23 protein-coding genes are annotated in these 24604 nt (G+C 49.8%); 19 read left to right on the forward strand and 4 right to left on the reverse strand.

Translation table 11 applies throughout. The annotated features are described in order from the left end of the window. Positions 1-120: 120 nt before the first annotated feature. Both hemC and F463_RS0101880 read left to right on the forward strand, forming a co-directional pair. Positions 121-1065: a hydroxymethylbilane synthase gene (gene hemC / locus F463_RS0101875; RefSeq protein ID WP_026295218.1), complete on the forward strand. Its 945-nt coding sequence runs from the start codon at positions 121-123 to the stop codon at positions 1063-1065. Next, positions 1062-1814 carry a uroporphyrinogen-III synthase gene (locus F463_RS0101880; protein WP_018985345.1) on the forward strand — a complete coding sequence of 251 codons (753 nt, stop codon included), beginning with the start codon at positions 1062-1064 and terminating at the stop codon, positions 1812-1814. The genes hemC and F463_RS0101880 overlap by 4 nt, the downstream gene beginning before the upstream one ends. Before the next feature lie 40 nt (positions 1815-1854). Here the strand turns inward: F463_RS0101880 and F463_RS0101885 are convergent, their stop codons facing one another. Then, positions 1855-2511, reverse strand: coding sequence for a hypothetical protein (locus tag F463_RS0101885; protein WP_018985346.1), 657 nt, complete (start codon positions 2509-2511; stop codon positions 1855-1857). 154 nt (positions 2512-2665) lie between these two features. Here F463_RS0101885 and F463_RS0101890 point away from each other — a divergent pair, with 154 nt between their 5' ends. The 11 genes from F463_RS0101890 to F463_RS0101945 all read left to right on the forward strand — a co-directional run bounded on the left by F463_RS0101890 (position 2666) and on the right by F463_RS0101945 (position 15148). Beyond that, positions 2666-2971, forward strand: coding sequence for an ArsR/SmtB family transcription factor (locus F463_RS0101890; RefSeq protein ID WP_018985347.1), 306 nt, complete (start codon positions 2666-2668; stop codon positions 2969-2971). Positions 2972-2999: 28 nt separating this feature from the next. Next, complete coding sequence (aas, locus tag F463_RS0101895) at positions 3000-5132, forward strand: bifunctional acyl-ACP--phospholipid O-acyltransferase/long-chain-fatty-acid--ACP ligase (RefSeq protein WP_018985348.1); 2133 nt, start codon at positions 3000-3002, stop codon at positions 5130-5132. Next, a complete protein-coding gene (locus tag F463_RS0101900; protein WP_018985349.1) occupies positions 5129-6451 on the forward strand; it encodes an MFS transporter in 1323 nt (440 codons plus the stop codon). Before aas ends, F463_RS0101900 begins: the two co-directional genes overlap by 4 nt. Further along, the gene (locus F463_RS0101905) at positions 6451-8064 is read left to right on the forward strand and encodes a hypothetical protein (RefSeq protein WP_018985350.1); all 1614 of its coding nucleotides are present in this window, start codon (positions 6451-6453) and stop codon (positions 8062-8064) included. Before F463_RS0101900 ends, F463_RS0101905 begins: the two co-directional genes overlap by 1 nt. Positions 8065-8135: 71 nt before the next feature. After that, on the forward strand, positions 8136-8636 hold the full coding sequence (locus F463_RS0101910; RefSeq protein ID WP_018985351.1) for a hypothetical protein: 501 nt from the start codon (positions 8136-8138) through the stop codon (positions 8634-8636). A gap of 162 nt (positions 8637-8798) precedes the next feature. Further along, positions 8799-9176 carry a hypothetical protein gene (locus tag F463_RS0101915; protein WP_018985352.1) on the forward strand — a complete coding sequence of 126 codons (378 nt, stop codon included), beginning with the start codon at positions 8799-8801 and terminating at the stop codon, positions 9174-9176. Between the two features lie 178 nt (positions 9177-9354). Next, positions 9355-9723 (forward strand): hypothetical protein, encoded by a 369-nt coding sequence (locus F463_RS0101920; RefSeq protein WP_018985353.1) that lies wholly within the window; start codon positions 9355-9357, stop codon positions 9721-9723. Positions 9724-9812: 89 nt separating this feature from the next. After that, positions 9813-11801: an LTA synthase family protein gene (locus tag F463_RS0101925; RefSeq protein WP_018985354.1), complete on the forward strand. Its 1989-nt coding sequence runs from the start codon at positions 9813-9815 to the stop codon at positions 11799-11801. Positions 11802-11809: 8 nt separating this feature from the next. Continuing rightward, positions 11810-14047: a lipopolysaccharide kinase InaA family protein gene (locus F463_RS0101930; protein WP_245545103.1), complete on the forward strand. Its 2238-nt coding sequence runs from the start codon at positions 11810-11812 to the stop codon at positions 14045-14047. A 141-nt stretch (positions 14048-14188) separates the two neighbouring features. Then, entirely contained in the window at positions 14189-14260 is a 72-nt protein-coding gene (gene pqqA / locus F463_RS14680) for a pyrroloquinoline quinone precursor peptide PqqA (RefSeq protein WP_081624291.1), read from the forward strand. 144 nt (positions 14261-14404) lie between these two features. Beyond that, complete coding sequence (locus tag F463_RS0101945; protein WP_154650008.1) at positions 14405-15148, forward strand: hypothetical protein; 744 nt, start codon at positions 14405-14407, stop codon at positions 15146-15148. A 13-nt stretch (positions 15149-15161) separates the two neighbouring features. On the opposite strand, the gene F463_RS0101950 is transcribed toward F463_RS0101945, so the two are convergent. Beyond that, positions 15162-16001, reverse strand: a complete 840-nt coding sequence (locus F463_RS0101950; protein WP_018985359.1) for a DUF3034 family protein — start codon at positions 15999-16001, stop codon at positions 15162-15164. A 186-nt stretch (positions 16002-16187) separates the two neighbouring features. Between F463_RS0101950 and F463_RS0101955 the strand changes: the two genes are divergently transcribed. From F463_RS0101955 to F463_RS0101975, 5 genes are all read left to right on the forward strand, one after another. Then, the gene (locus F463_RS0101955; protein WP_018985360.1) at positions 16188-16610 is read left to right on the forward strand and encodes a group I truncated hemoglobin; all 423 of its coding nucleotides are present in this window, start codon (positions 16188-16190) and stop codon (positions 16608-16610) included. 20 nt (positions 16611-16630) lie between these two features. Then, complete coding sequence (locus F463_RS0101960) at positions 16631-17221, forward strand: methylamine utilization protein (RefSeq protein ID WP_026295220.1); 591 nt, start codon at positions 16631-16633, stop codon at positions 17219-17221. A gap of 12 nt (positions 17222-17233) precedes the next feature. Then, positions 17234-19678, forward strand: a complete 2445-nt coding sequence (locus F463_RS0101965; RefSeq protein WP_018985362.1) for a bifunctional diguanylate cyclase/phosphodiesterase — start codon at positions 17234-17236, stop codon at positions 19676-19678. Positions 19679-20022: 344 nt separating this feature from the next. Next, the gene (locus F463_RS0101970) at positions 20023-20475 is read left to right on the forward strand and encodes a MarR family winged helix-turn-helix transcriptional regulator (RefSeq protein WP_018985363.1); all 453 of its coding nucleotides are present in this window, start codon (positions 20023-20025) and stop codon (positions 20473-20475) included. A 108-nt stretch (positions 20476-20583) separates the two neighbouring features. Beyond that, positions 20584-21573, forward strand: a complete 990-nt coding sequence (locus F463_RS0101975; RefSeq protein WP_018985364.1) for a catalase family peroxidase — start codon at positions 20584-20586, stop codon at positions 21571-21573. Between the two features lie 67 nt (positions 21574-21640). Here F463_RS0101975 and msrB read toward each other — a convergent pair whose 3' ends face one another. Continuing rightward, positions 21641-22087 (reverse strand): peptide-methionine (R)-S-oxide reductase MsrB, encoded by a 447-nt coding sequence (msrB, locus tag F463_RS0101980; protein WP_018985365.1) that lies wholly within the window; start codon positions 22085-22087, stop codon positions 21641-21643. Between the two features lie 145 nt (positions 22088-22232). Between msrB and F463_RS0101985 the strand changes: the two genes are divergently transcribed. Continuing rightward, a complete protein-coding gene (locus tag F463_RS0101985; RefSeq protein ID WP_026295221.1) occupies positions 22233-23156 on the forward strand; it encodes a bestrophin family protein in 924 nt (307 codons plus the stop codon). An 83-nt stretch (positions 23157-23239) separates the two neighbouring features. Here F463_RS0101985 and F463_RS0101990 read toward each other — a convergent pair whose 3' ends face one another. Then, entirely contained in the window at positions 23240-24514 is a 1275-nt protein-coding gene (locus F463_RS0101990; RefSeq protein WP_018985367.1) for a D-amino acid dehydrogenase, read from the reverse strand. Between the last annotated feature and the right edge of the window lie 90 nt (positions 24515-24604).

Consider the following 24604-nt stretch of genomic DNA (forward strand, 5'->3'; position numbering starts at 1 on the left):
TCTTTTGGGGAGCAAAAGGTTCACCTTGGCAATGATTGTGGCGTGGCCATGTAACAGGCGCAGAAGTGGGGCGATGCCGTGTTAAAATGCTGTGCTAAATTCGTCAAAGGTAAGACCGTTGTGAGTAAATTTAACCCTCCAGCCAAGCTAGTGATTGCCTCGCGTGAGAGTGCGCTGGCCATGTGGCAGGCCAGGCATATCCAGGCCAGATTACAAACCTTATATCCACAATGTGACGTCAGTATTTTGGGCATGACAACGACCGGTGACCAGATTCTGGATTCGCCATTGTCACGCATTGGCGGCAAAGGCCTGTTTGTCAAGGAGTTGGAAAATGCGCTGGCAGATGGCCGTGCCGATTTGGCCGTGCACAGTATGAAAGATGTGCCCATGCATTTGCCGCAAGGGTTCACGCTGGCAGCGACGGGGGAGCGTGAAGACCCACGCGATGCATTCGTCTCCAATACCTACAGCAGTCTGCAAGAATTGCCTGAGGGCAGCATTGTGGGGACGTCCAGCTTGCGCCGCCAAAGCCAGATCCAGGCACGTTTTCCGCATTTAAAAATCGAATCCTTGCGCGGCAACGTGCAGACACGCTTACGCAAGCTCGAAGAGGGCCAATACGCGGCCATTATCCTGGCGGCGGCGGGGCTGATCCGTCTGGAGTTAGGTGACCGCATCAAGGGGTTTATCGACCCGGCAGACAGTATTCCTGCGGTAGGGCAGGGCGCACTGGGCATCGAAATCAATGCCAACCGCAAAGACCTGATAGATGTATTGGCACCGTTAAATCATGTGGACACCCAGTTGTGCGTGGAAGCTGAACGAGGCTTCAGCCGCGCGCTGGCGGGCAGTTGTACCGTCCCACTGGGTGCTTATGCCACCAAGCAGGGCGACAACATCACCATGCAAGGGTTTGTCGCCAGCGTGGATGGCAAGCAGATGCTCAAGGAAACCGTGACTGGCAACGCGGTTGAGGCGGAAAAACTGGGCCAGCAATTGGCGCAGCAGCTTATCTCACGTGGAGCGGATAAGATTTTGGCTGAGCTGGACGGCGTGAAATGACCTTGCCGTTGGCCGAACGCACTATTGCCGTCACGCGTCCTCCCGAGCAAGCGACCAAGTTAACAGCGGCTATCAAGGCTGCTGGCGGGTCTGTCATTTCGTTTCCACTGCTGGATATCAAAGGCCTGGAAAGCCTGAATGATTTTCATGCCGCGGTCACACCACTCAGTCAGTTTGACTGGGCAGTGTTTATCAGTAGCAATGCCGTACAGCATGGCATGCCTTTGCTTCAACAGGCGGGCATTCCAGCGCAATTAAAATTTGCAGCCATCGGCCCGACCACGGCGGCCAATCTGCAGGAGTTTGGTGTTGCAGAGATATTGACCCCCTTGGAGCGATTTGACAGCGAGGCTTTGCTGGCGCTGCCTGCGTTGCAGCAGATGCAAGGGCAGCGTGTGTTGATTGTGCGCGGGGTAGGCGGGCGCGAAGTGCTAGCTGAGACGTTGAAACAACGAGGTGCAGATGTCGTGTTTGGTGAATGTTACCGCCGCGTCAATCCGCAAAGCAGTGCACAAGTACTGGCGCAGGCTTATCATGAAGGCAAATTGCAGGGCATCGTCGTCACCAGCAGTGAGGCTTTGCGCTTTCTCCTAGACCTGGCTCAGGATGCTGCATGGCTGAAAGCCACCCCTTTATTTGTCAATCATGCCCGTATTGCCGAGCAGGCCAAAGCCGCAAAGCTGACGGTTTATTGCAGTGGTGTTGCTGGAGATACCGCCATGCTGGATTTATTAAAAAGTCATTTTTAGGTTCCGAATCCCCAGACGCACAAGCTTTTCGCTTCACCTATCAAAGCGCTTTGCGTCTTAATGCCAGCAACCCCATGCCTAGCAACAGCATTGCACCAGTGTTTGTTTCTGGTACGGAGGAAACGCTGATTTGATTGCTGACAATGGTCAGTCCGGCAGTTGGGAAATTTCCAGTGCCGGCATTTGATAATACGCCATTGATATTCATCAAATTGATCTTGCCACTTTCAGCGATTCTATTAAACACACTACTGCTGGCATCGGGTGCGCTAAACTGGATATTACCGCCTGGATTCAGGCCGATATTAAAACTGTTCCAACGAATGTCTTGTGTAACCAGTTGCGGACTAATCAGCAAAGGCCCGCCCGCATTGTTCTGGTTTTGCCTTGTTTGGATATTTACGGTGCTGGCCATTTGAAGGTTGCCACTTATTGCTGAAATCGAAATTTCAGGCGCATTCAGACTAAGATTCTCAAGAAACAAATCACCTTCTGCGCTTATGAAAATACTTGAGCCAGAGTCTATGAATCCACCGTTCAAGCTAAAGTTGCCGTCGCAGCTGAGAGAAGCGCCAGGAAGCGATGAGATAGACAGGCTGCCACTGCAACTGGTATTGGCCAGGTTGATCACTGTATTGGCATGCACAACCAACGGCATGGTTGCGATTAAGGAGATCAGTGTGGTGAGCCGTAACATTTTTATTTCCTCGTTTTTTTGAGTTTTTCACAGTGTAGCGTTCAGCGTTGCCTGCTGAATGATGGTTTAATGAAACGCGGATCAGGGATGGACTACTATTTAATGTTGATAAGGTGCTTGACAAATTAAACTAAATAACTAATTATTTAGTTATATGAAAACAATCATTCAAATTCCAGAGCCCTGGAGTCAAATTTCCGAGTTGTTCGTCGCGCTAGGTGATGCGCACCGGCAACGGATTCTGCTGTCTTTTGATAAGGACGAGCGGCTCACTATCCTGCAAATTGTTGAAGGTTCTCAGTTGAGCCGAACGGCGGTGACGCATCACTTAAAGGTGTTAGAGCGAGGCGGGGCCTTGCAAAGTGAAAAAATCGGCCGCGAAGTGTATTTTTGGGTGAATAAGCCATTCATGCAGCAGGCGCTACAAAATGTGATCAATTATATTAAAGAAGACATATAAAAAAGAGAGTTGAGACGGAGAGGAAACAATGCTGGTAAGTATATTAAGAGGATTATGCCGTTTACTGTTTCGCGTGCGTGTCACCGGGCTGGAGAATGTCCCTGCTGAAGACCGGTTGCTGATTATCGCCAATCACGAGTCATTGCTGGACGGATTGTTGCTGGGCCTGTTTCTGCCCAAGCGAGCCACTTTTGTGGTGCACAATGAGGTGCTGGAAAATTTCTTCTTCCGCTGGATTCTGAAATTGACCCCCCATTTAGGCGTGGATCCACGTAGCCCGTTGGCAATGAAAAAAGTCATCCAGCATCTGAATGCGGGTGAAAATGTCGTGATCTTCCCGGAAGGTCGCATTACATTAACGGGAGCCTTGATGAAGGTGTATGACGGACCTGGTTTTGTGGCCGCCAAAACCAATGTCAGCATCTTGCCTGTTCGCGTGGAAGGCGCGGCGCAATCCTATTTTGGCAGGTTGTCTGAAGGCCATCCGCGCAAAGTGTTGCCGCATGTCACGTTGACCGTGATGCCCACGACGAAAATCAATATTGAAGAGCCAGCAGACAGACCACTCAGCGCCAAGCAAAAGCGCCGTCTGGCGGGTGAAGCCATGCGCAACATCATGCAGTACATGCTGTTTAAAACCCAGCAGGGGAAAACCCTGTTTGAAGCTTTTCTCGATAGCCGCAATAAATTTGGTGCAAGCAGCCCAATCATTGAGGATATGAACGAAGTTGAAGACACTTATCAGGAGGTTTTAAAACGAAGCCTGGCGCTCGGACGCATTGCCTGCAAGGTCTCTCAAACTGGTGAAGCAGTTGGTGTATTAATGCCGAATGTCACCAATACACTGGCGTTGATTCTCGGGATGTCGGCGTTCAAACGCATTCCAGCCATGCTGAATTACACGTCGGGTACCGCGGGTATGCAGAATGCCTGTATTGCCGCGAACATTCGTACCGTCATTACCTCTCGCAAGTTTCTTGAAACCGCCAAGCTGGAAGAAGTCGTCGCGCAGTTAAAAAACCTGAAGATCGTTTATCTGGAGGATTTGAGACAGCGGTTTGGCGTGGTGGATAAACTTTGGTTGATGGCTTATGCATTACGCTTTCCGCGGTTGGCCATGAAACCTGCCCAGCCTGAAGACACGTTGGTCATATTGTTCACCTCCGGATCAGAAGGAAAACCTAAAGGGGTGGTGCACAGCCACAAAAGTATTTTATCAAATGTGCATCAGACCATCGCCATGCTGGACTTTACTCCAACTGACAAGCTGCTTATGTCCTTACCGCTGTTTCATGCGTTTGGCTACACCTGTTCCCTGCTCGCATTGCTGAATGGCGTGCATATCCTGCTGTTCCCTTCGCCATTGCAATACAAAGTGATTCCGGAAGTGATCTATGACCGTGGTTGTACGATATTGATCTCCACCAGTACTTTCCTGGCCAGTTATGCCAGGTTTGCCCATCCGTATGATTTTTATAAGCTGCGCATGGTGGTGGCCGGTGCTGAAAAACTGAATGAAGAGGTGCGCAAGGTGTATCAAGAGAAATTTGGCATCCGTATCCTGGAAGGCTATGGCGCTACCGAATGTGCCCCTGTGATTTCTGCCAATACACCGATGGCCAATAAAAACGGGACGGTGGGTCAGTTATTCCCTGGGATAGAGAGCAAACTGGAACCCGTACCAGGCATTGACAATGGTGGCGTGTTGCATGTGAAAGGCGACAACATCATGCAAGGCTATTATTTATACGACCAGCCAGGCGTATTGGTGCCACCGGAGGGTGGCTGGTACAACACCGGTGACGTGGTCGAAATCGATGAGGAAGGCTTTATTCATATTAAAGGCCGCGTAAAGCGTTTTGCCAAAGTGGCGGGTGAAATGGTGTCGTTAGAAACTGTTGAGAAAATTGCCAATACTGCGGCGCCAGACCATCAACATGCGGCGACAACACAAACTGATGCCAACCGTGGTGAAAACATCGTGTTGTTTACAACAGATTCAAAACTGAAACGGGATGATTTACAGGTGGTTGCCAAGAATTTTGGTGCGCCAGAAATTGCAATTGCCAGAAAATTGGTTCATGTGGAAGCAATACCATTATTGGGGACTGGCAAAACCGATTATGTCACCTTGAAGCAAATGGCGGAAAAAGCAGCATGAGCAATCCATTCAATCTTCTCCGTCAGCAAAGGTTTGCCCCTTTTTTCTGGACCCAAGGCTTGGGTGCTTTTAATGACAATGTGTTTAAAACCGCATTGATTACGCAGGTGGCTTTTAATACTGCCAGCCTGACGACGATGGACGGCACCACACTGGTCACCTTGCTGCCGGGCTTGTTTATTTTGCCATTCTTCATGTTTTCCGCCTCTGCCGGGCAGCTGGCAGATAAATACGAAAAATCTCAAATTATCCGCTTGGTCAAAATCCTGGAGATTTGCATCATGCTGTTCGCCAGTATTGGTTTTTTGAACCGCAGCCTGTTGATGCTGGCGCTCGCGCTATTTTTGATGGGATTACACTCCACTTTGTTTGGTCCGGTGAAATATTCTTATTTGCCGCAGCACTTACAACCCGGTGAACTCACGGCAGGTAACGGCTTGGTGGAAATGGGCAGTTTTGTCGCTATTCTGCTGGGGCAGGTGCTGGGTGCATGGCTAGGCAGCCTGGAGCAGCATGCCTTGTTCACCAGCCTGAGCGTGTTATTGATTGCCATCTCAGGTTACCATTTGAGCCGGGGGATTCCGTTGTCTCCGGCACCTGTGCCGGAAATCAAGATTAACTGGAACCCCATCACTGAAACGATCAAGAATGTACGCACGTTCTGGGCACAACAAACCTTGTGGGTAGCGATTGTAGCGATCTCATGGTTCTGGTTTTTTGGTGCGACATTGCTGGCACAATTCCCTAATCTAGCCAAACATGTCTTGCAAGGCAGCGAGCGTGACTTCATCACTTTGCTCTCGATTTTTTCAGTGGGCGTGGGCGTGGGTTCGGTCTGGTGTGAAAGGCTCTCCAAGGGCAAGCAGGAGCTGGGGCTGGTCATGCTGGGGGCATTGGGCATGTCAGTCTTCACTTGGGATTTTGCCAGCGTTACCCAAAGTATCCAGCAACAGCTGCTTGCCAATCCAGCACTGACTTTGCATACACTCGCTGGATTGGACTATTGGCATATGCTGCTGGATGTGGCGTTACTGGGGATCAGTGGAGGCCTTTATATTGTGCCCCTATATGTATTGCTGCAAAGCCGCGCTGAAACAGGTTATCAATCACGTGTGATTGCCGCCAACAACATTATGAATGCCTTGTTTATGGTGCTTTCTGCTGGTTTCTCGGTGATGTTATTTGGTATTGGCGTCACTATCCCGCAATTATTTGCCATTACTGCAGCGGCGAATGTGCTGGTGGCGATATACCTATGCTTACGCCAGCCCGAATATTGGTACAGCGTGCGTGATTATCTGATGGGTTTTAGAGGCTAATGATGCGGCGACTATTTGGGGTTGGCCTCGGCCTGATTTCGTCGTTCGTAGAGGGCCAGCCAGCTGTGGATACTTTGGGAATTTATCCGCAAGCGCAATTACAGACAGTAGAAGGTGTGTGCCCGCAATGCCAGACCTTGCCGCAAACTTTATGGTATTTCCGCCATGAGACGTTTGCCGTGCCTAAACCAGGTGTGCCGGTTTCTAAAATAGATACCAGCAAGCGTGGTGCTGAAGATATCCAGGCACTTAATCCGGAAGCGTTGCCTGAACTCGTGTGGACAGGGTCCAGCCAATATTGGCCGCAGATGAAACTCAATGCCGCAGCCACTGAAGTCACGACTGTGCAAGGTCAGCGTTTTAATCTCAAGCTGGTCCCCAAGATTGCCAGCAACTATGCATACTGGAACTCGGATACCAGCGAATTCCTCAGCCAATCTAAGGTTGCCATTCGCGGCGAGTTAGAAGGTACAACCCTGGTTGCACGCACATTCTGGCCACACACTTTCAAGCTAGATTTGACTGCTGGTCTGCAACCACTGCAACGCGGTGAAACCTTGCAATCACTGGTACAGTTTTCCAATGGCGGCGCACGCAGCCCATACCAAAGCAGGTTGTTGTGGGAGAGGTCACCCGGTGTGGGGCAACGCTCGGCAGGAAAAACCGCGTTAGGCGTTTTGCTCAATGGCGCCCAGGGCGATGATGATGAAGCGCATGGCGGACACTTTGCCCTGGCTACCGGCGTAGTGGGTGCGGAGGGGGAGTACGGAACCTGGTTGGTTAATAATTACTACAACCTGGCCACCAACAGTGAAAAAGGCATTATTGCCGGGGTGACGCCTTTTGATAAATATATGGGGGACCTCAACAGCGGACAGGCGTTTTATCGGCCGTCTTATATGCTGGTGGCCGTGTTCAGCCAGCCTGAGATCCCTACACAAATCCAGGCTTTGAGTAATCGTGTCATGCAACATTTTCATCACAATGACCTGGTATATGACCATGCATTGGAAAATTGTGCCGGTATTAGTATAGATACCCTACGGCAGCTAGGCTGGCAAGTGCCCCAGCGCGGGGTGGAAAGTGTCCTCAAGGCCAGTGCAGCTTACTGGTATGTCGCGACCACAGAACGCAGCCTGCAAAAAGGGCGTGAGATCTATGATTACCTGAATACCGAAATGACGCGGTTGTTTCCAGCCGTGGCGTTTGATGCGATAGGCAATGATTTGCTCAATATTGCGCAAACAGGGGAGCAACATACGCTAGCGTCAGACACCATGCAAGCCATGCCCCGGCAATTAGAGGCACTTTATTTTGTCCGTATTCCGCAGATTCCTTCTAGCCGCGCGTTTGGTCTGGCGCCTGTGTACAGTTTTGCCCAATATTTGCAACAGGCCCCAGCCGATAGAAGCCAGTGGAAGGTTATTCCGGTGACGCCAAATCCATTACCTGAAAAGCTGAAAAAGGGCTTGGCGCTTCAGCCGCAAGCGCCGGCATTGGTGCCTTTGTCTGTGATTTTTTTCCTCGTCAGTGCGATAAGTATCGTATGGGTTTTATTATTAGCGCTCAGGAAAGGGTGGCGTAAGGCGTTCATAAATTCGATCAATCGCTGAGGTGATGATTCCACATTAAAAGGGCGACCTGTTTTGGTGTGTTGGTTTAACCACTTATTAAAGCAAACGTTATGAAAAAAACTTTTTTGGCTGTCATGTTAATCAGTCTGTTATTGAGTGAAGCACGGGCGCAGGAAAGTGCGGATTTAGAGTCAGAATCCAGAAACGTTGCTTCGGCCTTTATGGGCGCAGCCAATTTGGTGGTGGGCCGCATCGGCATTGAGTGCCTGGGTGTGCTTGGTCGACTGGAAACACCACGAGAGTATGTGCATATCTGGCAGGAGCGCAATGCGAAATACTATGATGCTTCGACCAAATACGTGGCAAAAAAAATGGAAGCAGCGTTTGCGTCTGGGGGCAATGTTGCCAGGGATGCCGTGCTCAAAGAATATTCAACTATCGTGCGCAAAGAAGCAGAAGGCACGATTGTCGACTGGATAGGCCGCGGAAATAAAAAGGATAGTTGCCAGCGCGCAGTCATGCTGATCGATAGAGGGATACTGGATGTGAACCCTGAGATGCCCATCTACCAAGATTTACAATCGTTGCTCAATTGGTCAGTGATGAATTGAATTGCCGCAAGCCCGCCGGGCGTTTTGGGAATGGTCGGCGAATTCGATACAGTGGCTTGGCAGTCGCTTCCTACATAAAAATCAGCGCAGTTCTGATAGGGTGATTTTCATAGGCATTATTAAATAAATCAACATACTTTGTTTTTATTTAAGGATGCAACCATGAATAAACTACTGATGACAATATTGGTTTTTATTGTTTCCACCACGTCTACCTATGCGGCTGAAAGCAAAGATGACGCGGCAACGTTAGGCACTTCTAAAAGTCCTCAAGTGGATAGGCAGCAAAGTCGTACAGACAAGGGGCCCATTAGCGGCAACCAGGATGGTGTTCCTCATGATGCTAGTAACCTTGGTAATGAGAACAGCCCGCAGGTCAAAAACCAACGCCAGCGGATTGAGATGGATTCCGCGGATCGGCCATTTAAAAAACAGAAAAACAAAGTACTGAGGAACAAAGATCAAAAAGCCGGGACCACCCAAGGCAATCCGGTGCAGCCAACGGAGTACGAAGCGGCACCACCAGCGACGACCAATTAATGGTTTAACCGCATTTAGTTTTTGTTCGATCTTAGGGATTGCTTTTGCAATCCCGTTTTATGCTCATGAGAATCAGCTGATACCCACAAGAAGTGATTTTAAACATCTGCCATCGGTGATGCAGCACCTTTAGGATCAAAAACAGTCTGATGTATTCCTATCATAAAAAGCGTTCCTTATGTCAATTGCCATCAACCGAAAAATGATTTTGGCTGCCATTATCTGCTTGCTCCTGTACCAGGTGGGTACTTGGATCACATTTGTTGCCGGGGCCGTATGGGGGGCAGGTGCCGCTGTGATTGTGGCTGTGGTTTCTTACGTGTGCGCCCGCCTGGCCAAAAGTGGTGCCACGAGTACGATCTGGTTTCTTATCCCCACCTTGTTATTCACGGTCCTTCCTTTACTAGCCAAAGCCTGGGGTTTGTTCAATAGCCAGACGGGTATTGCGGATACCCTGATCGATTTAGTGCCCTTACTGGTTGGTTTTGTCATCCCGGTTGGTTTGTTATCATCTGTCTATCTTGATTTGCGCAAGAAAGCGCCTTAACCAGAAGCGCATGGTTGAGGCGTGCTTTGCAATCACAATCTGCAATAACCGTTATAATGTCAGGCTCGACTCAATCTGATTAAGCCAACATGCAATCAAGTTATTTCGGCAAGCCGCGTTCTACTTCTAAATTGTGGCGTTTAGCCCACTGGTTTGGGCCTTATGCACCGCTGATCGTGATGTTCATCAGTGGTCTCGTCTTTCTTTCACTGACACGCCTGGGGTTGGTGGTATGGAAATGGGAGCGCGTACTGGCCACAGGCGAGTTGAGTCAGATTTTGCTGCAAGGCATACGTGTAGATGTGATCCAGCTGGGGTTGCTGGCACTTATCCCTGTTTTGCTATCCCCAATTCTCGCAACACGCAAATTTTTCAATATCTGGCGCAGTTTCACCTTCTGGTGGGTATTGCTTTCTCTCGTGTTGCTGGTGTTCCTCGAAGCGGCTACCCCTGGATTTATTCTTGAATATGATGTGAGACCCAACCGCATTTTTGTCGAATACCTTAAGTATCCGCATGAGGTGTTTGGCATGTTGTGGCAAGGCTTCAAGCAGGAGTTATTTTTTGGCCTGCTGATGACCGTGATTGCGTTTGTGCTGGGCGCTAAATTGCTCAAGCCATGGCGGTACGCCGAAGCGAAATGGGCGAGCCCGGCCGTATGGCTGGTATGGCCCCTGATCTTGTTGTTGACGGTTTTTGGCATCCGCTCCACGCTGACACATCGCCCTGCCAATCCCGCCTTGTTTGCCATTACCCAGGACAGCATGGTCAACAGCCTGATCCTGAATTCGACCTATTCCGTGTTCTACGCCGCGTACAGCTTGCAGCACGAAGCCAAGTCCAGCGCCATTTACGGCAAGCTGCCACGCGAGAAAATATTTGCGTTAACCGGAGCACAGGAGGGTGACATCCCCACCCTGACCACACTGGTGCCGTCAGTCAAACGTGATAAACCACTGAATCTGGTCATCCTGTTGCAAGAAAGTCTGGGCGCAGGGTTTGTAGAGTCACTGGGCGGAAAACCAGTGACGCCCAATCTTGAAAAGCTCAAAGAAGAAGGCATCTGGTTTACCCATTTGTATGCCACAGGGACGCGTTCGGTGCGCGGCATTGAGGCAGTGGTGACCGGTTTTCAGCCCACGCCTTCCGACAGTACGGTCAAGCTGGATTTAAGCCAGAAAAACTTTTTTACGCTGGCAGCTTTATTGTCCAAACGTGGTTATTTAACGGAGTTTATTTATGGCGGTGAATCCCATTTTGACAATATGCGCAGCTTTTTCATGGGCAACGGTTTCCAGCAGATTACAGACCAGCCGGATTTCAAGAACCCAGTCTTTGTCGCCAGCTGGGGCGCCTCTGATGAGGACTTGCTCAATAAAACCCATGACCAGCTCATGGCGCACCATGCGAGCGGCAAGCCATTTTTTACCCTGGCGTTCAGCTCTTCTAACCACGCACCGTTTGAGTTCCCCGATGGGCGTATCGAGCTCTATGAGCAACCCAAGGCGACTGACAACAATGCGGTGAAATATGCTGATTATGCGATCGGCGAGTTTATCAAAAAAGCCAAGGCCAGCCCTTACTGGAACGACACGGTCTTTTTAATCGTCGCAGACCACGATATCCGTGTCCGTGGTGATTCCCTGGTGCCCATTGAGCATTTCCATATTCCGGCGCTCATTCTGGGTGGTGCGGTACAGCCGAAAACGGTGGATGCGATAGCCAGCCAGATCGACTTGCCGGTGACGGTATTGTCATTGATGGGCATAGAAGCACAGCACCCGATGACCGGGCATGATTTGTCCAATGTGAGTGATGACTATCGTGGCCGCGCCATGATGCAATACAACTATAACTTTGGCTGGATGCAGCAGCTTGGGCCCGATGCAGCTGACAATGAAGTGGTGGTATTACGTGAAGGCAAGCCTCCGGCTTTTGGCCATTACGACCTTGCCAGCAAACAGTTACAAAATACAGCTGCACCAGCCGATGGTGCCGCCCTGGCTGAACGTGCCCTGGCGAACAGCCTGTTACCGGCGCTGTTATATAAAGAGCAGCGTTACCGCTTGCCGGAGTAGGGGTGGTTTTGAAGAAGAAACAACCCTCCATGCTCACGCGTCAGGTCATGTTAGATGGCCTGAAATATATCCTTTCTGGTCGATTGTGGCTCAAAAACAGTCATTTGCCAGCGCTTAATCATGTGATTCCTGAAGACTTTACCGGCCTGTGCGTGGCCAGCAATGCAGATCTGGCAACCGATCATTATGTGCTGGAGCAGCTACAGACCCTCGAGGTCAAGCGTGTACGTCTGGATATCAGCAATGACGAGGCAAGACCTTTCCAGGAACGTTTTTTACGCAATTTGCTCTCAGCCGGGTTTTCGGTGACGCTGCATGCCGTGCAGCCTTATGAAGCGGCCAAGAATATGCGCAGCAGCCAGGCGCAGGCGGAGTGGAAGCAATTTATTGAAGAGCTATGCCAAGCGTATGCGGGCAAGATTGCCGCGCTTGAAATTGGCAACACCGTTAATCGTAAAAAGTGGGCCGGGTATGATATGCCAGGCTTTATGGCTGCCTGGCAGATTGCATATGATCTCGCCAGGCAATACCAGGTCATTGTGGTCGGGCCGAATATCCAGGATTTTGAGCCGCTATATAACATCAGCCTGCTCAATACACTGGGTAATGAGCGCCGTTTACCGGATATGCATAGTAATAATCTGTTTGTAGAGCGTGTGATTGAGCCAGAGTTATCCGATTTCCGCATTTTCAAGTACAAATGGACACGTATTCTCCAGTTCAACCTGATTAAAAAAGCCAAGCTACTACAAAAAATAGGTGACGATATGGGCGTCCCTGCACTTGTATCTCCCGTCGCATTTTGGGCTATTTACCGGATTAAACGCTGTTTACCCGATGGTGCGCAAAAGCAGGCGGATTATGTGGGGCGTTATTTCACTTTGCTGGCGGCTTCGGGTGCGTTGCGCCATGCCAACTGGGGCGCATTTATCTGCCAACGTGAAGGCTTGATTGATGACGGACTCAAGGATAGTGATTATCCGGCATTGGAAAGGGTGGCATATTACAAGGCTGCAGATGGTGAATGTGCCAACTATCAGAGAAACCCCAGTTTTTCAGCCTTTAAAACGGTGAGTCACTGGCTGAATGGGGCACAGTATTTGGCGCCGGTGAGTACGGGCAATGGCCTGGAAATTCATCATTTGCAACAGCGGGGCCAAGCGGTGCATATTGCCTGGACCATTAATGGACAATGCAGCTTGCTAGACCAGATTTATTCGCCACACAGTTTGCAACAGGCGCAGATATTCAACCGTGACGGTGAACCTGTACAAGATGTGCAGATGCTGACTGAGTCACCCCTCTACCTGGTATGGCAACAGCCTGAACAGATCGTCTTGCGTACAACACGGCCAAAGCTAAGCGGAACCATCATTCATGCACATATTGCAGGACAGCAGTATTTTCCCATAGAAGAAGGGGATTGGCGCGGCATGATCCTGGCAGAAAATGCCACGCAAGCGCAGCAGATGTGGCAAGCCTGGCACCCGGAGACACTGTTACCCCCAGCCAAGTCAGAGGCTTTGCGCCATTCTCGTAATGCGATTTGGCCATTACCGGATCCACGTGACGCAGCTCAACAAGTCACCGTGAAAAAACCGGTACGCATGTACTGGCATAAAACCTGGCTCGACAGGCATAAGCCGAGCAAGGCCAAACGCAGCTGGAACGGGGCCATGGAATTGTTGCGCCGTGGCGTGGGAACTGCCATGCCGCTGGCATATTTTGAGCATGCCAACGATCCAACCTTGCGCCGCAATTTTTATATCTCGGCTTATGTGCCGCATGAGTTTGCTATTTCGAAAGCCTTTTTGGCGTTTAGGCATGGAGACAGTCATTTTGAAGGCATTGCGTCGGACACCTTGTACCATGCGTTTGCCCGTTTCTGTTTGCATATGCATAACTCGGGGATTTATTTCCGTGATTTTTCAGGCGGGAATATTCTGGTGCAGCATGAAGGAGACAATCTGCACTTTGTGCTGATCGATACTGCACGCCTGCAAGCGACAGCCACTGCTACCATGATTAACAAGCGTCTGGCTGATCTAACGCGGGCACTGCATAAACTGCATTGGGATGGCCGCAAGCAATTCTTGCAAATGTATTTAGGCATGACCGGTCGCCGCTTAGGCTGGCAATTCCTGTGGCCGTTTTACCTGTATGACTTGAAAGTGTGGCTGAAGCGTACGATAGGCCGCAAAGGCATGCGTAATCTTTTGCGCCATATCAAAAGTCGCTTTGCTTAAAGCATGCATCAGGCCACACTCATGAAAATCATGAACGCAAGTTGCGCAGTTTAATCACGACAAGTAAGCCAGTCAGTTTTAATATGGTCACACGTTGATAGCAACCGCTAAAACGAATCTAAGGAAAAAGGAGAAATGACTATGTGGACTAAACCAGCTGCTACCGAAATGCGTTTCGGCTTCGAAGTAACTATGTACGTTATGAACAAATAATTTGTTCTTAATGACATGAACGGGCGCCCAGGCGCCCGTTTTCATTTGTCCGTTCTTTTGCTTGTAAGTGACGACCTGATTTCAGCAGAAAACTTTTTTGTCAGGCGTTGCTCAAAAGGCAGGATTATTATTTCGCGGGCGACTATGAAGACATCCTCACGCATGTTTGGGCTAAATACCTTCCTCGGCGGCATGTTATTCCTTGCTTGCTCACCGTTGTGGGCATGCCTGGATCAACCCTCTTTACAAGCGCTGGCAGACAAGGAAATGCAATATCTGCTACAGCGTATTCCACCGGCATTTGCCGATGCTGTGTCTGATCAGCTGATTCAAGGCCAAATGACTGCTAAAGCTTCTGATACTTGCCAGGTGCGCTGGCAATTGACCTTGCCTGAAGTGGATATCGCCGAAGCACAGGCTTTGTTGCAAGCTGAACCCGCCAAACAGATCATGCTGGCGGCGCAAGGCTACCAGATTCCCGAGCAAGCCAATGTTGAGGCAGAGTTTGCCGTGGATCAGGCGACATTGCAGCCTCTGCACCAGGAGGTTTTGCAAACTGCGCCTTTAGGAAAGTTACGGGCCAGTGTTGAACTGATGTATGCCATGTTGACGCAGGCAAGAACCAACAGTCGACAAGAAGCGCAGCTGCCATGGGCCCAGGCAGAATTAGAATCCGTCCAAACCAGTTGCCAGCAACAATTCCGGGCTGATGATAGTAAGAAGGCATGTGCATGTTACAGCCAGGGTCTGGCAGAAAAATACTCGGCACGCCAGGTCAAATATAACCGCTACCTGATGACTAACCCATATGCATTTGCCACCGGCAATGGCGGGGATTTCAAGCAGCTGGACAAAGCATTGCAAGCCTCTTGTGGACTCAGCTCGTAGTCGGTTGGCCTGATCAGTAATTGATCTGCCCTGATAAATACCAGCCTGTCTGGTTATCCTTGTTAGCAATTCTGCCAAGGTCGATATAAGCGCCGGTCACCGAGACATTGCGGTGTGGAAACCAGGTCATGAAAATATCGTGAGCATTATTTTCTTCGTACACGGACAAGTTGTCCGGTTTGTAGCGTAACTCACTACCCACCAGCCAATTGTCAGACAGCATGACGGCAGCAGATACTGCCGGATATACACGGTAGCTGTCACGCTTGTCCCCCCCAAATCCCAACAGCCCAAACTGGTTGGCCTTGGTGGCATGCAAGTTAGCATTCACCAACAGGTTATAGCCATTGATCGCCCCTAAAAACAACTTGCTGGTAGCCACATAATAGTCAACGCCACTACGGTCTTTGGCACCCAGTGCCTTAGGCACAAAATCGAAGTCTTCGTTATATTTATACTGGGCACCGACGGAAACTTGTGGCAGCCAACTGTCCTGTTCGTAGATCGCATCCCCCAATACACGTAACTTCACACCCAATGTATTCAGGCGGATATGTTCGCCAGGGACGGTGTCGCCCAAGCCAAAGCGTGCCTGGCTGGCGCTGACTTCCACACGGTTGAATAACCCTACAGCAACACCCGTTGTGTTGAGTTTAAAATCGCCTCTGGTTTCTGCATGCGTATAAAACAGCGAACCGCCAATTTGTTTATCCGTGCCGTACCCGCTGATGACTGCCCAAGGCATTAAGCCGCCGCCCGCAGCGCCTTCAATTTGTGTGACGCCACCCGTGGCTAACAGCCTGTCACCAGCGTGTGCCAATATGGGCATGGTAAGCATGGTCACTGTGGCCATGACACGGGGATAAAGGGATGTGAGAGTTTGCATGAGTATTTTGCTCCAATTGTTGTTATCGCATTATTTCATTTGCGCGATAACAACAATTGGAAAAACAGAAGCTGGATCACCTTTTACATTGATGGTTATATAAATACCCAATATCGTAATATGTGATAGTCGATCCAAAAAATGGAGTATGTAATGCGTTTTAATATCATGATGGTTATTCCGCTGTTTTGCCTGGGATGCATGATGCAGCCCAAGCCGGAAGCCAGTTTGTACCAGCGTATCGGTGGTTTGCCCATGCTGACCAGGATATCTAACCAGACACTGGATATTGTCAGCAAGGACCCCAAAACCAGTCGCTCGTTTGAAGGGGTCAAAATGAAGACCTTAAAAGAAAGCCTGACCAATTTCCTGTGTGTGAAAACCGGTGGTGATTGTGTTTACGAAGGCGAAACCATGCATAACTCACATGCGGACTTGCATATCACCACCGCTGAATTCGAGTTGATGGTTGATGTGTTGCGCGAACGACTGGATGTGAATGGGGTAGGCACCAGAGAGAAAAACGAATTGTTAAAAATATTGGCGCCCATGAAGCGAGAAATTGTAACGAATTAATGGCTGTTAAAGGAATTGAGATGGCATGGACGACTTTTCAACGACGGTGTTTTGTCGCGCTGTTATTGGCGCTCACATGCCATGGCATCATGGCCGCCGATGTCACCGTGATGGTGACGGATGCGGGTGGCAAACCTGTCACCGATGCGGTGGTTGCATTTTATGACAGTAAAACCCCGGCGGTGAATGCGAATGCAGCCGGGAAAATCATTCAAAAAAACAAAATGTTCAACCCGAAGGTCACCGTAGTGCAAACCGGGACCAGCATCAATTTTCCGAATGAAGATACAGTCCGGCATCATGTCTATTCATTTTCACCCGCCAAAAAGTTTGAATTGAAACTCTATTCTGGCGTGCCGACCAATCCGGTGCCGTTTGATCAGGCCGGTGTGGTGACCTTGGGATGCAACATTCACGATTCTATGGTAGGGTATATCTATGTTGTGGATACGCCATTTTTTGCCAAAACGGATGACAAAGGCAAGGCCATCCTCAAGTTAAATGACGGGCAGTACACTTACCAGGCCTGGTTGCCAGGCCAGAACAAACCAGCCGCAGAACAAAAGACAACCATAGAAGGGGTGACCGAGGTCAAGATCCCCATTCCATAACAATTACACTGCATGATCAAGTTCAAACATATTCGCTCACGCATCGCTTTCACTTTTCTTACGGTGGTCGTGGCTATTCAATTGGCAGGGCTTATTCCACTTAAATATGCCCTGGTCAAACATGCAAATACACTGGCCGAAGATCAGATTGATGTCGGCCAGCGCGTGTTCGTGAGCTTGCTACAACACAATACACAAAGCCTGAAACAGGCCACCCAGGTACTGGCGGCAGATTTTGCTTTCAGGGAGGCGGTGGCCACCAATGATGCAGAAACCATAGAGTCGGCACTTGAAAGTTACCAGGGCCGCATACGTGCGCAAATCGCGTTTTACATCAGCAATGATGAAAACCTGGTTGTGGGGACCTCGGATGCTAAAGCCATACTGAAGTCTCTGGATGCCAGGCAGGCGATTATTCAATCAAATGCGGGGAAGCTCCAATTTGATATTGTGGATGACAAGCCTTATCAGCTGATCACGGTGCCCGTGAAAGCGCCAGAAACCATAGGCTGGATTGTGATGGGTTTTGCTGTCGATAGCCAGCTTACCAGCCAGATCAAGCAACTCACGCACCTGGATGTGACCTTTGTGCAGAAAACGAATGCCAAGGATTGGCAATTGGTGAGTAGCACCGCTGACAAAACCTTATCCAATTTGCTGCTGAAAACGGTGGCCGACCTCTATCGTCAACGGCTCACGTTGCATAGCGTAGATTTGAACGATCAAACCTATCACTTGAAAATAAGGGCGCTGCATGAAACGCCCGATGAAGCGCTATTGGTTGTCTTGCAAGGGTCGGTGGCACCTTTTACGCAGGATCTGAATATGTTGTTTAAGGTGATGTTAGTACTCACCTTGATTGGGGTGGTCATTTTTGCCGTATTGATCTGGTATGTGTCACGCAAAACCACTGAACCGATTGCAGAGTTGGTCAAGGATGCCGATAAAATTGCCATGGGCGATTATGAAACCGAAATCCAGGTCAGCAGCACGGACGAAGTCGGTTACCTGGCGAAGGCCATGAACAGCATGCGCGAAGCCGTGTTGCAACGCTCGTTACGTATTCAGCGCCTGGCATTTAATGATGAGCTCACCGGCCTGTCTAACCGGCTGGCGTTTAACCAGGGTGTTCACCAGGCAATTTCTACACATGCCGATAGCCAGCAAAAATTGAGTGTCATCGTCATCAATATTCATCGGTTCAAACCTATTAACCAGACACTGGGCCGTGATTTTGGCGATGACTTGCTGCGCCATGTCGGGCAGGTATTGAAGCAATATGTCCTCAGCGAACAGGATATGGTGGCACGGCTAGATGCCGACGAATTTGCCGTCCTGTTGCAGCATACTGACCAGGCCAAAGCCACGCGCTATGCAGATAAAATCCAGCAGGTATTTGAACAACCGGTCAGCGTCCAGGGGCAGGCGATTGATGTCCGCACTGGAATAGGCATTGCTTTGTACCCTGACCATGGGGTAGATGAAGAGGCGTTGCTCAATCATGCCGAAACGGCTTTGCAGGAATCGCGTGCCAAGAAATCACCCTGGATCGTTTACAACACTGCACTGGAAATTGACCAGTCGGAAACCCTGACCCTGATTTCTGATTTGAAGCAGGCCATACAACATGACCAGCTACTGTTATATATACAGCCCAAGATTGATATCACCACGCGCCGGGCGGTGGGCGGGGAGGCGCTTATCCGCTGGGTACATCCGGAAAAAGGCATGATTTTCCCCGACCAGTTTATCCCGTTTGCAGAACAAACGGGGGTGATCAGCGATATTACCAACTGGATGTTGTTGCGCGCCTGCCAGGTATTGGCTGACTTCCAGAAGCAGGGCCTGCGGCTTTCGCTAGCGGTGAATCTGTCTACGCGTGACCTGAATAATATGCAGTTACCAGCGCAGATTGCACACCTGTTGTCATCCCATGGACTGGAGGCAAAAGCGCTCAAACTCGAAATCACCGAGGGTAGCCTGATGCAGGACCCGGAACGCGCTGAACTGGTCGTGAAAAAACTGGCGGCCATGGGATTACACCTGGCCATTGACGATTTTGGTACCGGTTATTCATCGCTGGCCTATTTGCGCCAGTTACCAGTACAAGAGCTTAAAATTGACCGTTCATTCGTCATGTTTATGGACAAGAATAGCGGCGATGCCAGCATCGTAAAATCCACCATAGACCTGGCACATAACCTCGGATTAATGGTGGTGGCCGAGGGGATAGAAAATGAGTACGTGCTGAACCAGTTAGCCAGATTAGGATGTAACGAGGGTCAGGGTTACTTTATCGGCAAACCCATGCCAGAAAAAGATTTCTCTATCTGGTTGCAGCGCTGGGAAGGCCAGAACGAGATTGAGATCGATATCGGCGATGACTTGTCTTTCGCGATCAATCCGCTAGAGGATAACCAGCAGCCATCCGATCCTTTCAAGCTCGATAATATCTAGGCCTGTTAACGCTATTTCAGTTGCGGCTGCTGGAGAGCATTTATTCGTTACGCAAGGCGGAAAGAGTCGCGGGCCCTAGCATGCGTCACTAAAACCTCACCACAGCGTGAGGTTTTTTGTTTTGGTTAATCCATCAATTTTATTGATGGGGATGATAAAAACATTCAACTTTATTTGATGAGTCAGCCGATTTATGATGGCTACATATTCAAAAGGAGAATGAACATGAGTCAAATACGCATGCATCAAAGAGCAAACTTCATTGTGCATTATGTGATTAATTTTTTTCGAAAATAATTTATAAATTTGTTGCTATTAAATAGCGTGCTATTTATAATGAGGCCATGAGTGAGTTTAACAACAGCAAAACACCCGTATTGCAAGAGCAGTTGTGCTTTTCTGTCTATTCACTTTCGCTTGCGATTAACAAGGTTTATCGGCCATTGTTAAAAAAGCTGGATCTCACTTATTCACAGTATCTGGTTATGCTGGTGCTGTGGGAAGGTGATCAGCGCACAGTCAGTGAGATTGGTGAGCAACTGTTTCTGGATTCTGCCACTTTGACGCCCTTATTGAAACGTCTGGAGTCAGCAGGGTTTGTCCAGCGGGTGCGTTCCAGCCAGGATGAGCGGCAAGTGATTATTTGCCTGACAGACGAAGGGCGCCAGCTGCGCCAGCAAGCGGCTGGCATTATGGATGAAATGTTTTGCGCCATGGGCTGTTCGCTGGAAGAGCTTTCAGCCTTGCGTGAGCGCCTCAATGATTTGCGTAATCATTTGATTCAGCATGTGGCCTAGCCCCGGCTCAAAAAAATAGGGGTTTCATTTTTTTTGACATTTAAGTAGTGTACGATTTAATTTTGCATTATCAACCAGGGAATATTTTTAACCGTGAAAGGGAATAACATGAAAACAAAAGTAATAGCCAGCGTATTATTTGCCACAGCACTTACCGCCACTCAGCCAGTGCTGGCGGATGACAAGCCGGTCACTGAGCAACTGGTGGATACATTAACCACGCTGTCAGGGGGGCCACATGCCGGCTTCCGTGCCAATCATGCCAAAGGTGTGATGGTAGAAGGGTCATTTACGCCGACCGCCCAGGCAGCAGGGATTAGCAAGGCTGCCCATTTTCAAAAAGCGACGCCAGTGCTGGTACGCTTTTCTGATGCTACCGGCGTACCAAATATTCCTGACGCCGATGGCAATGCATTCCCCAAAGGCATCGCCATCCGCTTTCAGTTACCCGACGGCACGGCCACAGATATTGTGAGTATTTCAGTCAATGGGTTTCCGGCTGCAACGCCTGAAGATTTCCTGGGCTTGTTAAATGCGGTGCGTGATTCTCAAGGCAGTACGGCCAAGCCTAGCCCGGTAGAGCAGTTTTTGGGCACACACCCGGCTGCGCTTAAATTTGTGACTACTCCAAAACCTGCACCAGTGAGCTTGGCCACACAGCCATTCTTTGGTGTCAATGCGTTTGAGTTTACCAATGCCTCGGGTAAAAACGTATTCGGACGTTACCAGATTATCCCAGTGGCTGGTGCACAGTATTTAAGCAAGGAAGCCACAGAAAAAGCGGCGCCGGATTACCTGATGAATGATATTGTTGAACGTGTAAAAGGGCAGGGCGTGCAATACAAACTGGTATTACAGTTGGCAGACAGCGGGGATGAAGTGAACAACGCGACTGTGGTTTGGCCAGACAGCCGTAAAACCGTAGAGCTGGGAACGCTGACCTTGAATAAAGCGGTGGCGGATAGCAAGGCTGCAGAAAAGCCTATCATGTTTAACCCGCTCCAACTGACCGACGGCATTGCGCCGAGCAAGGACCCAATCTTGCTGGCAAGACCAACGGCTTATGCAGTAAGCTTTGGTAGAAGGCTTGCTCACTAAATAAACTAGCACATGAAAAACTGAAGCGCGGCTGTGTGATCACAGGCCGCGCTTTTTTTGCACGAATTTAATTTGCCAGAAACTGAATTGCCTTGCCATTAATACAATAACGCAAGCCGCTCTCAGTTTTGCCATCCGGAAACACGTGGCCCAAATGCGCATCGCAAACGTTGCATTTCACTTCTATGCGCTGCATGCCATGACTTTCATCGGAAAAATAGGAAATCGCATTAGGTGCCAGCGGTTGATCAAAAGACGGCCAGCCAGAAGAAGACTCAAACTTTTGCCCGGAGTCGAATAATACCTGCGTGCAACAAACACAGGCATAGCGGCCTGGCGTAAATGCGCCACACATTTCCGAAGAAAACGGGCGCTCGGTTGCACTCAGGCGCGTGACCGCGAACACTTCGTCATCTAGAATTTCTCGCCAGGCGCGTACAGATCTTTGTACCTTGTGATCCGGTTCAAGGTTGCCATCGCGGCTCAGTTTGAGAATATCTTTCCACTTCAACATGATGTTTCTTCCATATGCTGCGTAAACAAAGCTAAACCAGCCTTTTCACATGTCTTTTTCTGACATGCATACAAACTACTGGCAGATAGACTACAAACTATCGAGTATATCATTGTCACTATAGTTCGCCAGGGAGGAGAATTCCTTGATTGTCAGGCCCAGACCAACTCTGTTTGAACTGTTTTTTATCATCAAAGGATCTATCGTCCTTAGGATCATGCCTTTGCTGGCCTTTGTGGCGATATTGTCTGCCGCCGTAGTTTCGATATATACCTTCCGGCCAGACTGGTTACCCAAGTTTGATGGCGGGCCGTTCGCATTACTAGGGATTACCTTGTCTATTTTTCTAGCCTTCCGTAACAATGCCTGTTACGAACGCTGGTGGGAGGCGAGGAAAATCTGGGGTGAGTTTGTGCTCACTTGCAGAAATTTAAGCCGCTTGAGTGTGGTGCTCGACGCTCAACAAGACGAGGCCAGCCCTGTACGCAAAAGTCTGCTCCAATATTGCATTGCCTACGCACATGCTTTACTGATGCAACTGCGGCCTGCCAGTTCTCGACATGTCCTTGAAGCGATGTTGCCAGAAAGGTTGTTGCAGGCTGTGAACGCGAGCCGTAACCCGCCGGAAATAATTTTGCGTGCTATGCAGGCGCTGCTTGTCAACGCGTTTCGTGAAGCGAAAATCGATGTCATCCAGTTTCAAATGTTGGATGAACAGCTACAAAAACTGGCACAAGCACAAGCCTCCTGCGAGCGTATCCAGAATACGCCGATCCCTTTTGGCTACACATTGCTGCTACATAGAACGGCATATACCTTCTGCTTTCTACTGCCATTCTGCTTTGCCAATACGCTGGGCTGGGCAACACCGTTTGTCACAGCATTGGCAGCGTATACCTTGTTTGGTCTGGACGCCCTGGGCAACGAGCTGGAAGAACCTTTTTCACTGGGTGCCAATGCTCTGCCAATCAATGCACTGACTGATGTGATTGAAATCGATCTCAGGGAGGCATTGGGTGAAAAGGAAGTTCCGCCATTGCCGACACCCAATGAGTTTGTGTTGATGTAATTGAACTGGTGATTCCTCTACTGAGTAACTTTACTCAGTAGAGGAAGATGGCGAGCATGGCCCCGTTGTTTGCATCAATGCGCTTAAACATAGCGGGTAAATTGCAGGTCCTGAGTCTCGATAGCTGGTTTATCCTGCGCCATCAAATCAGCCAATACTTGGCCAGAGCCACACGCCATGGTCCAACCCAAGGTGCCATGCCCGGTATTGAGCCATACGTTTGGCAATCTCGTATTTGCTAGTCCGATGATAGGCGTACCATCTGGCGTCATCGGACGCAGGCCAGTCCAGAATTGGGCTTGCAAGACATCGCCCGCATCAGGGAATAATCCATTTAAAACCATTTCAAGCGTGGCGCGGCGGCGTGGATTCAGGCTCAAATCAAAGCCGGCCAACTCAGCCATGCCACCGACGCGGATGCGCTGGTCAAACCGGGTGATGGCGACTTTATAGGTTTCATCCATGACCGTAGAGACAGGGGCGGTATCGCTATTGATGATGGGCACGGTGAGCGAGTAGCCTTTGACAGGATAAACCGGTAAGCTTAATCCCAGTGCCTGCATCAACTGGCGGGAATAACTGCCCAAAGCCACCACGTAATGATCGGCAGCCAGCGTTTCGATACCCTCATGCTCAGTGTGTACTTCAACACCCAGTAGCCGGTTCTGCTGTACAAGCAGTCGCTGGATATCGGTGTCTTGCCTGAATTGCACGCCGAGTCTTTTTGCTTCTGCCGCCAGCCGTGACGTAAAAAGCTGGCAGTCACCGGTTTCATCATCCGGCAAGTGCAATCCACCCAGTAATTGGTCTTTAACGGAGGCTAAGGCTGGTTCTATGAGCGCGCAGCCGTCGGGATCTACATGCTGGAAAGGCACGCCCATGCGGCTAAGGACGGCAATATCCTTGATTTCGGCATCCAGCTGCTTTTGGGTGCGGAACACCTGCAAGGTACCGCGGCTACGCTGTTCGTATTGGATATCCGTGCTGGCGCGTAGCTCACGCAGGCAGTCGCGGCTATATTCGGCCAAGCGTACCATACGTGATTTATTGAGGTCGTAACGTTGCAGCGAGCAGTTACGTAAAAAATGTGCAATCCACTGTAATTGCCAAACTGTGAAATCAGGCTTGAGTGAGAGTGGCGCATGGCGCTGGAATAACCATTTGAGGGCTTTGAGCGGTAGATCAGGTCCGGCCCAAGGGGCTGAGTAGCCTGGGGAGATCTGCCCGGCATTGGCGAAACTGGTTTCAAGACCAACGGCAGGCTGGCGATCAATGACGGTGACAGAAAAGCCTTTTAATGCCAGGTAGTAAGCACTTGTGACCCCAATGACACCAGAACCCAGCACCAATACACGCATGAATACTCCTACAACTGCAGCCGACATTATCGCTTGTACATTACCGCACATGCCTCATATTACAAAGCATAACTCGTGCAGACGGAGTCT

Source organism: Methylophilus methylotrophus DSM 46235 = ATCC 53528, from assembly GCF_000378225.1.
GTDB lineage: Bacteria > Pseudomonadota > Gammaproteobacteria > Burkholderiales > Methylophilaceae > Methylophilus > Methylophilus methylotrophus.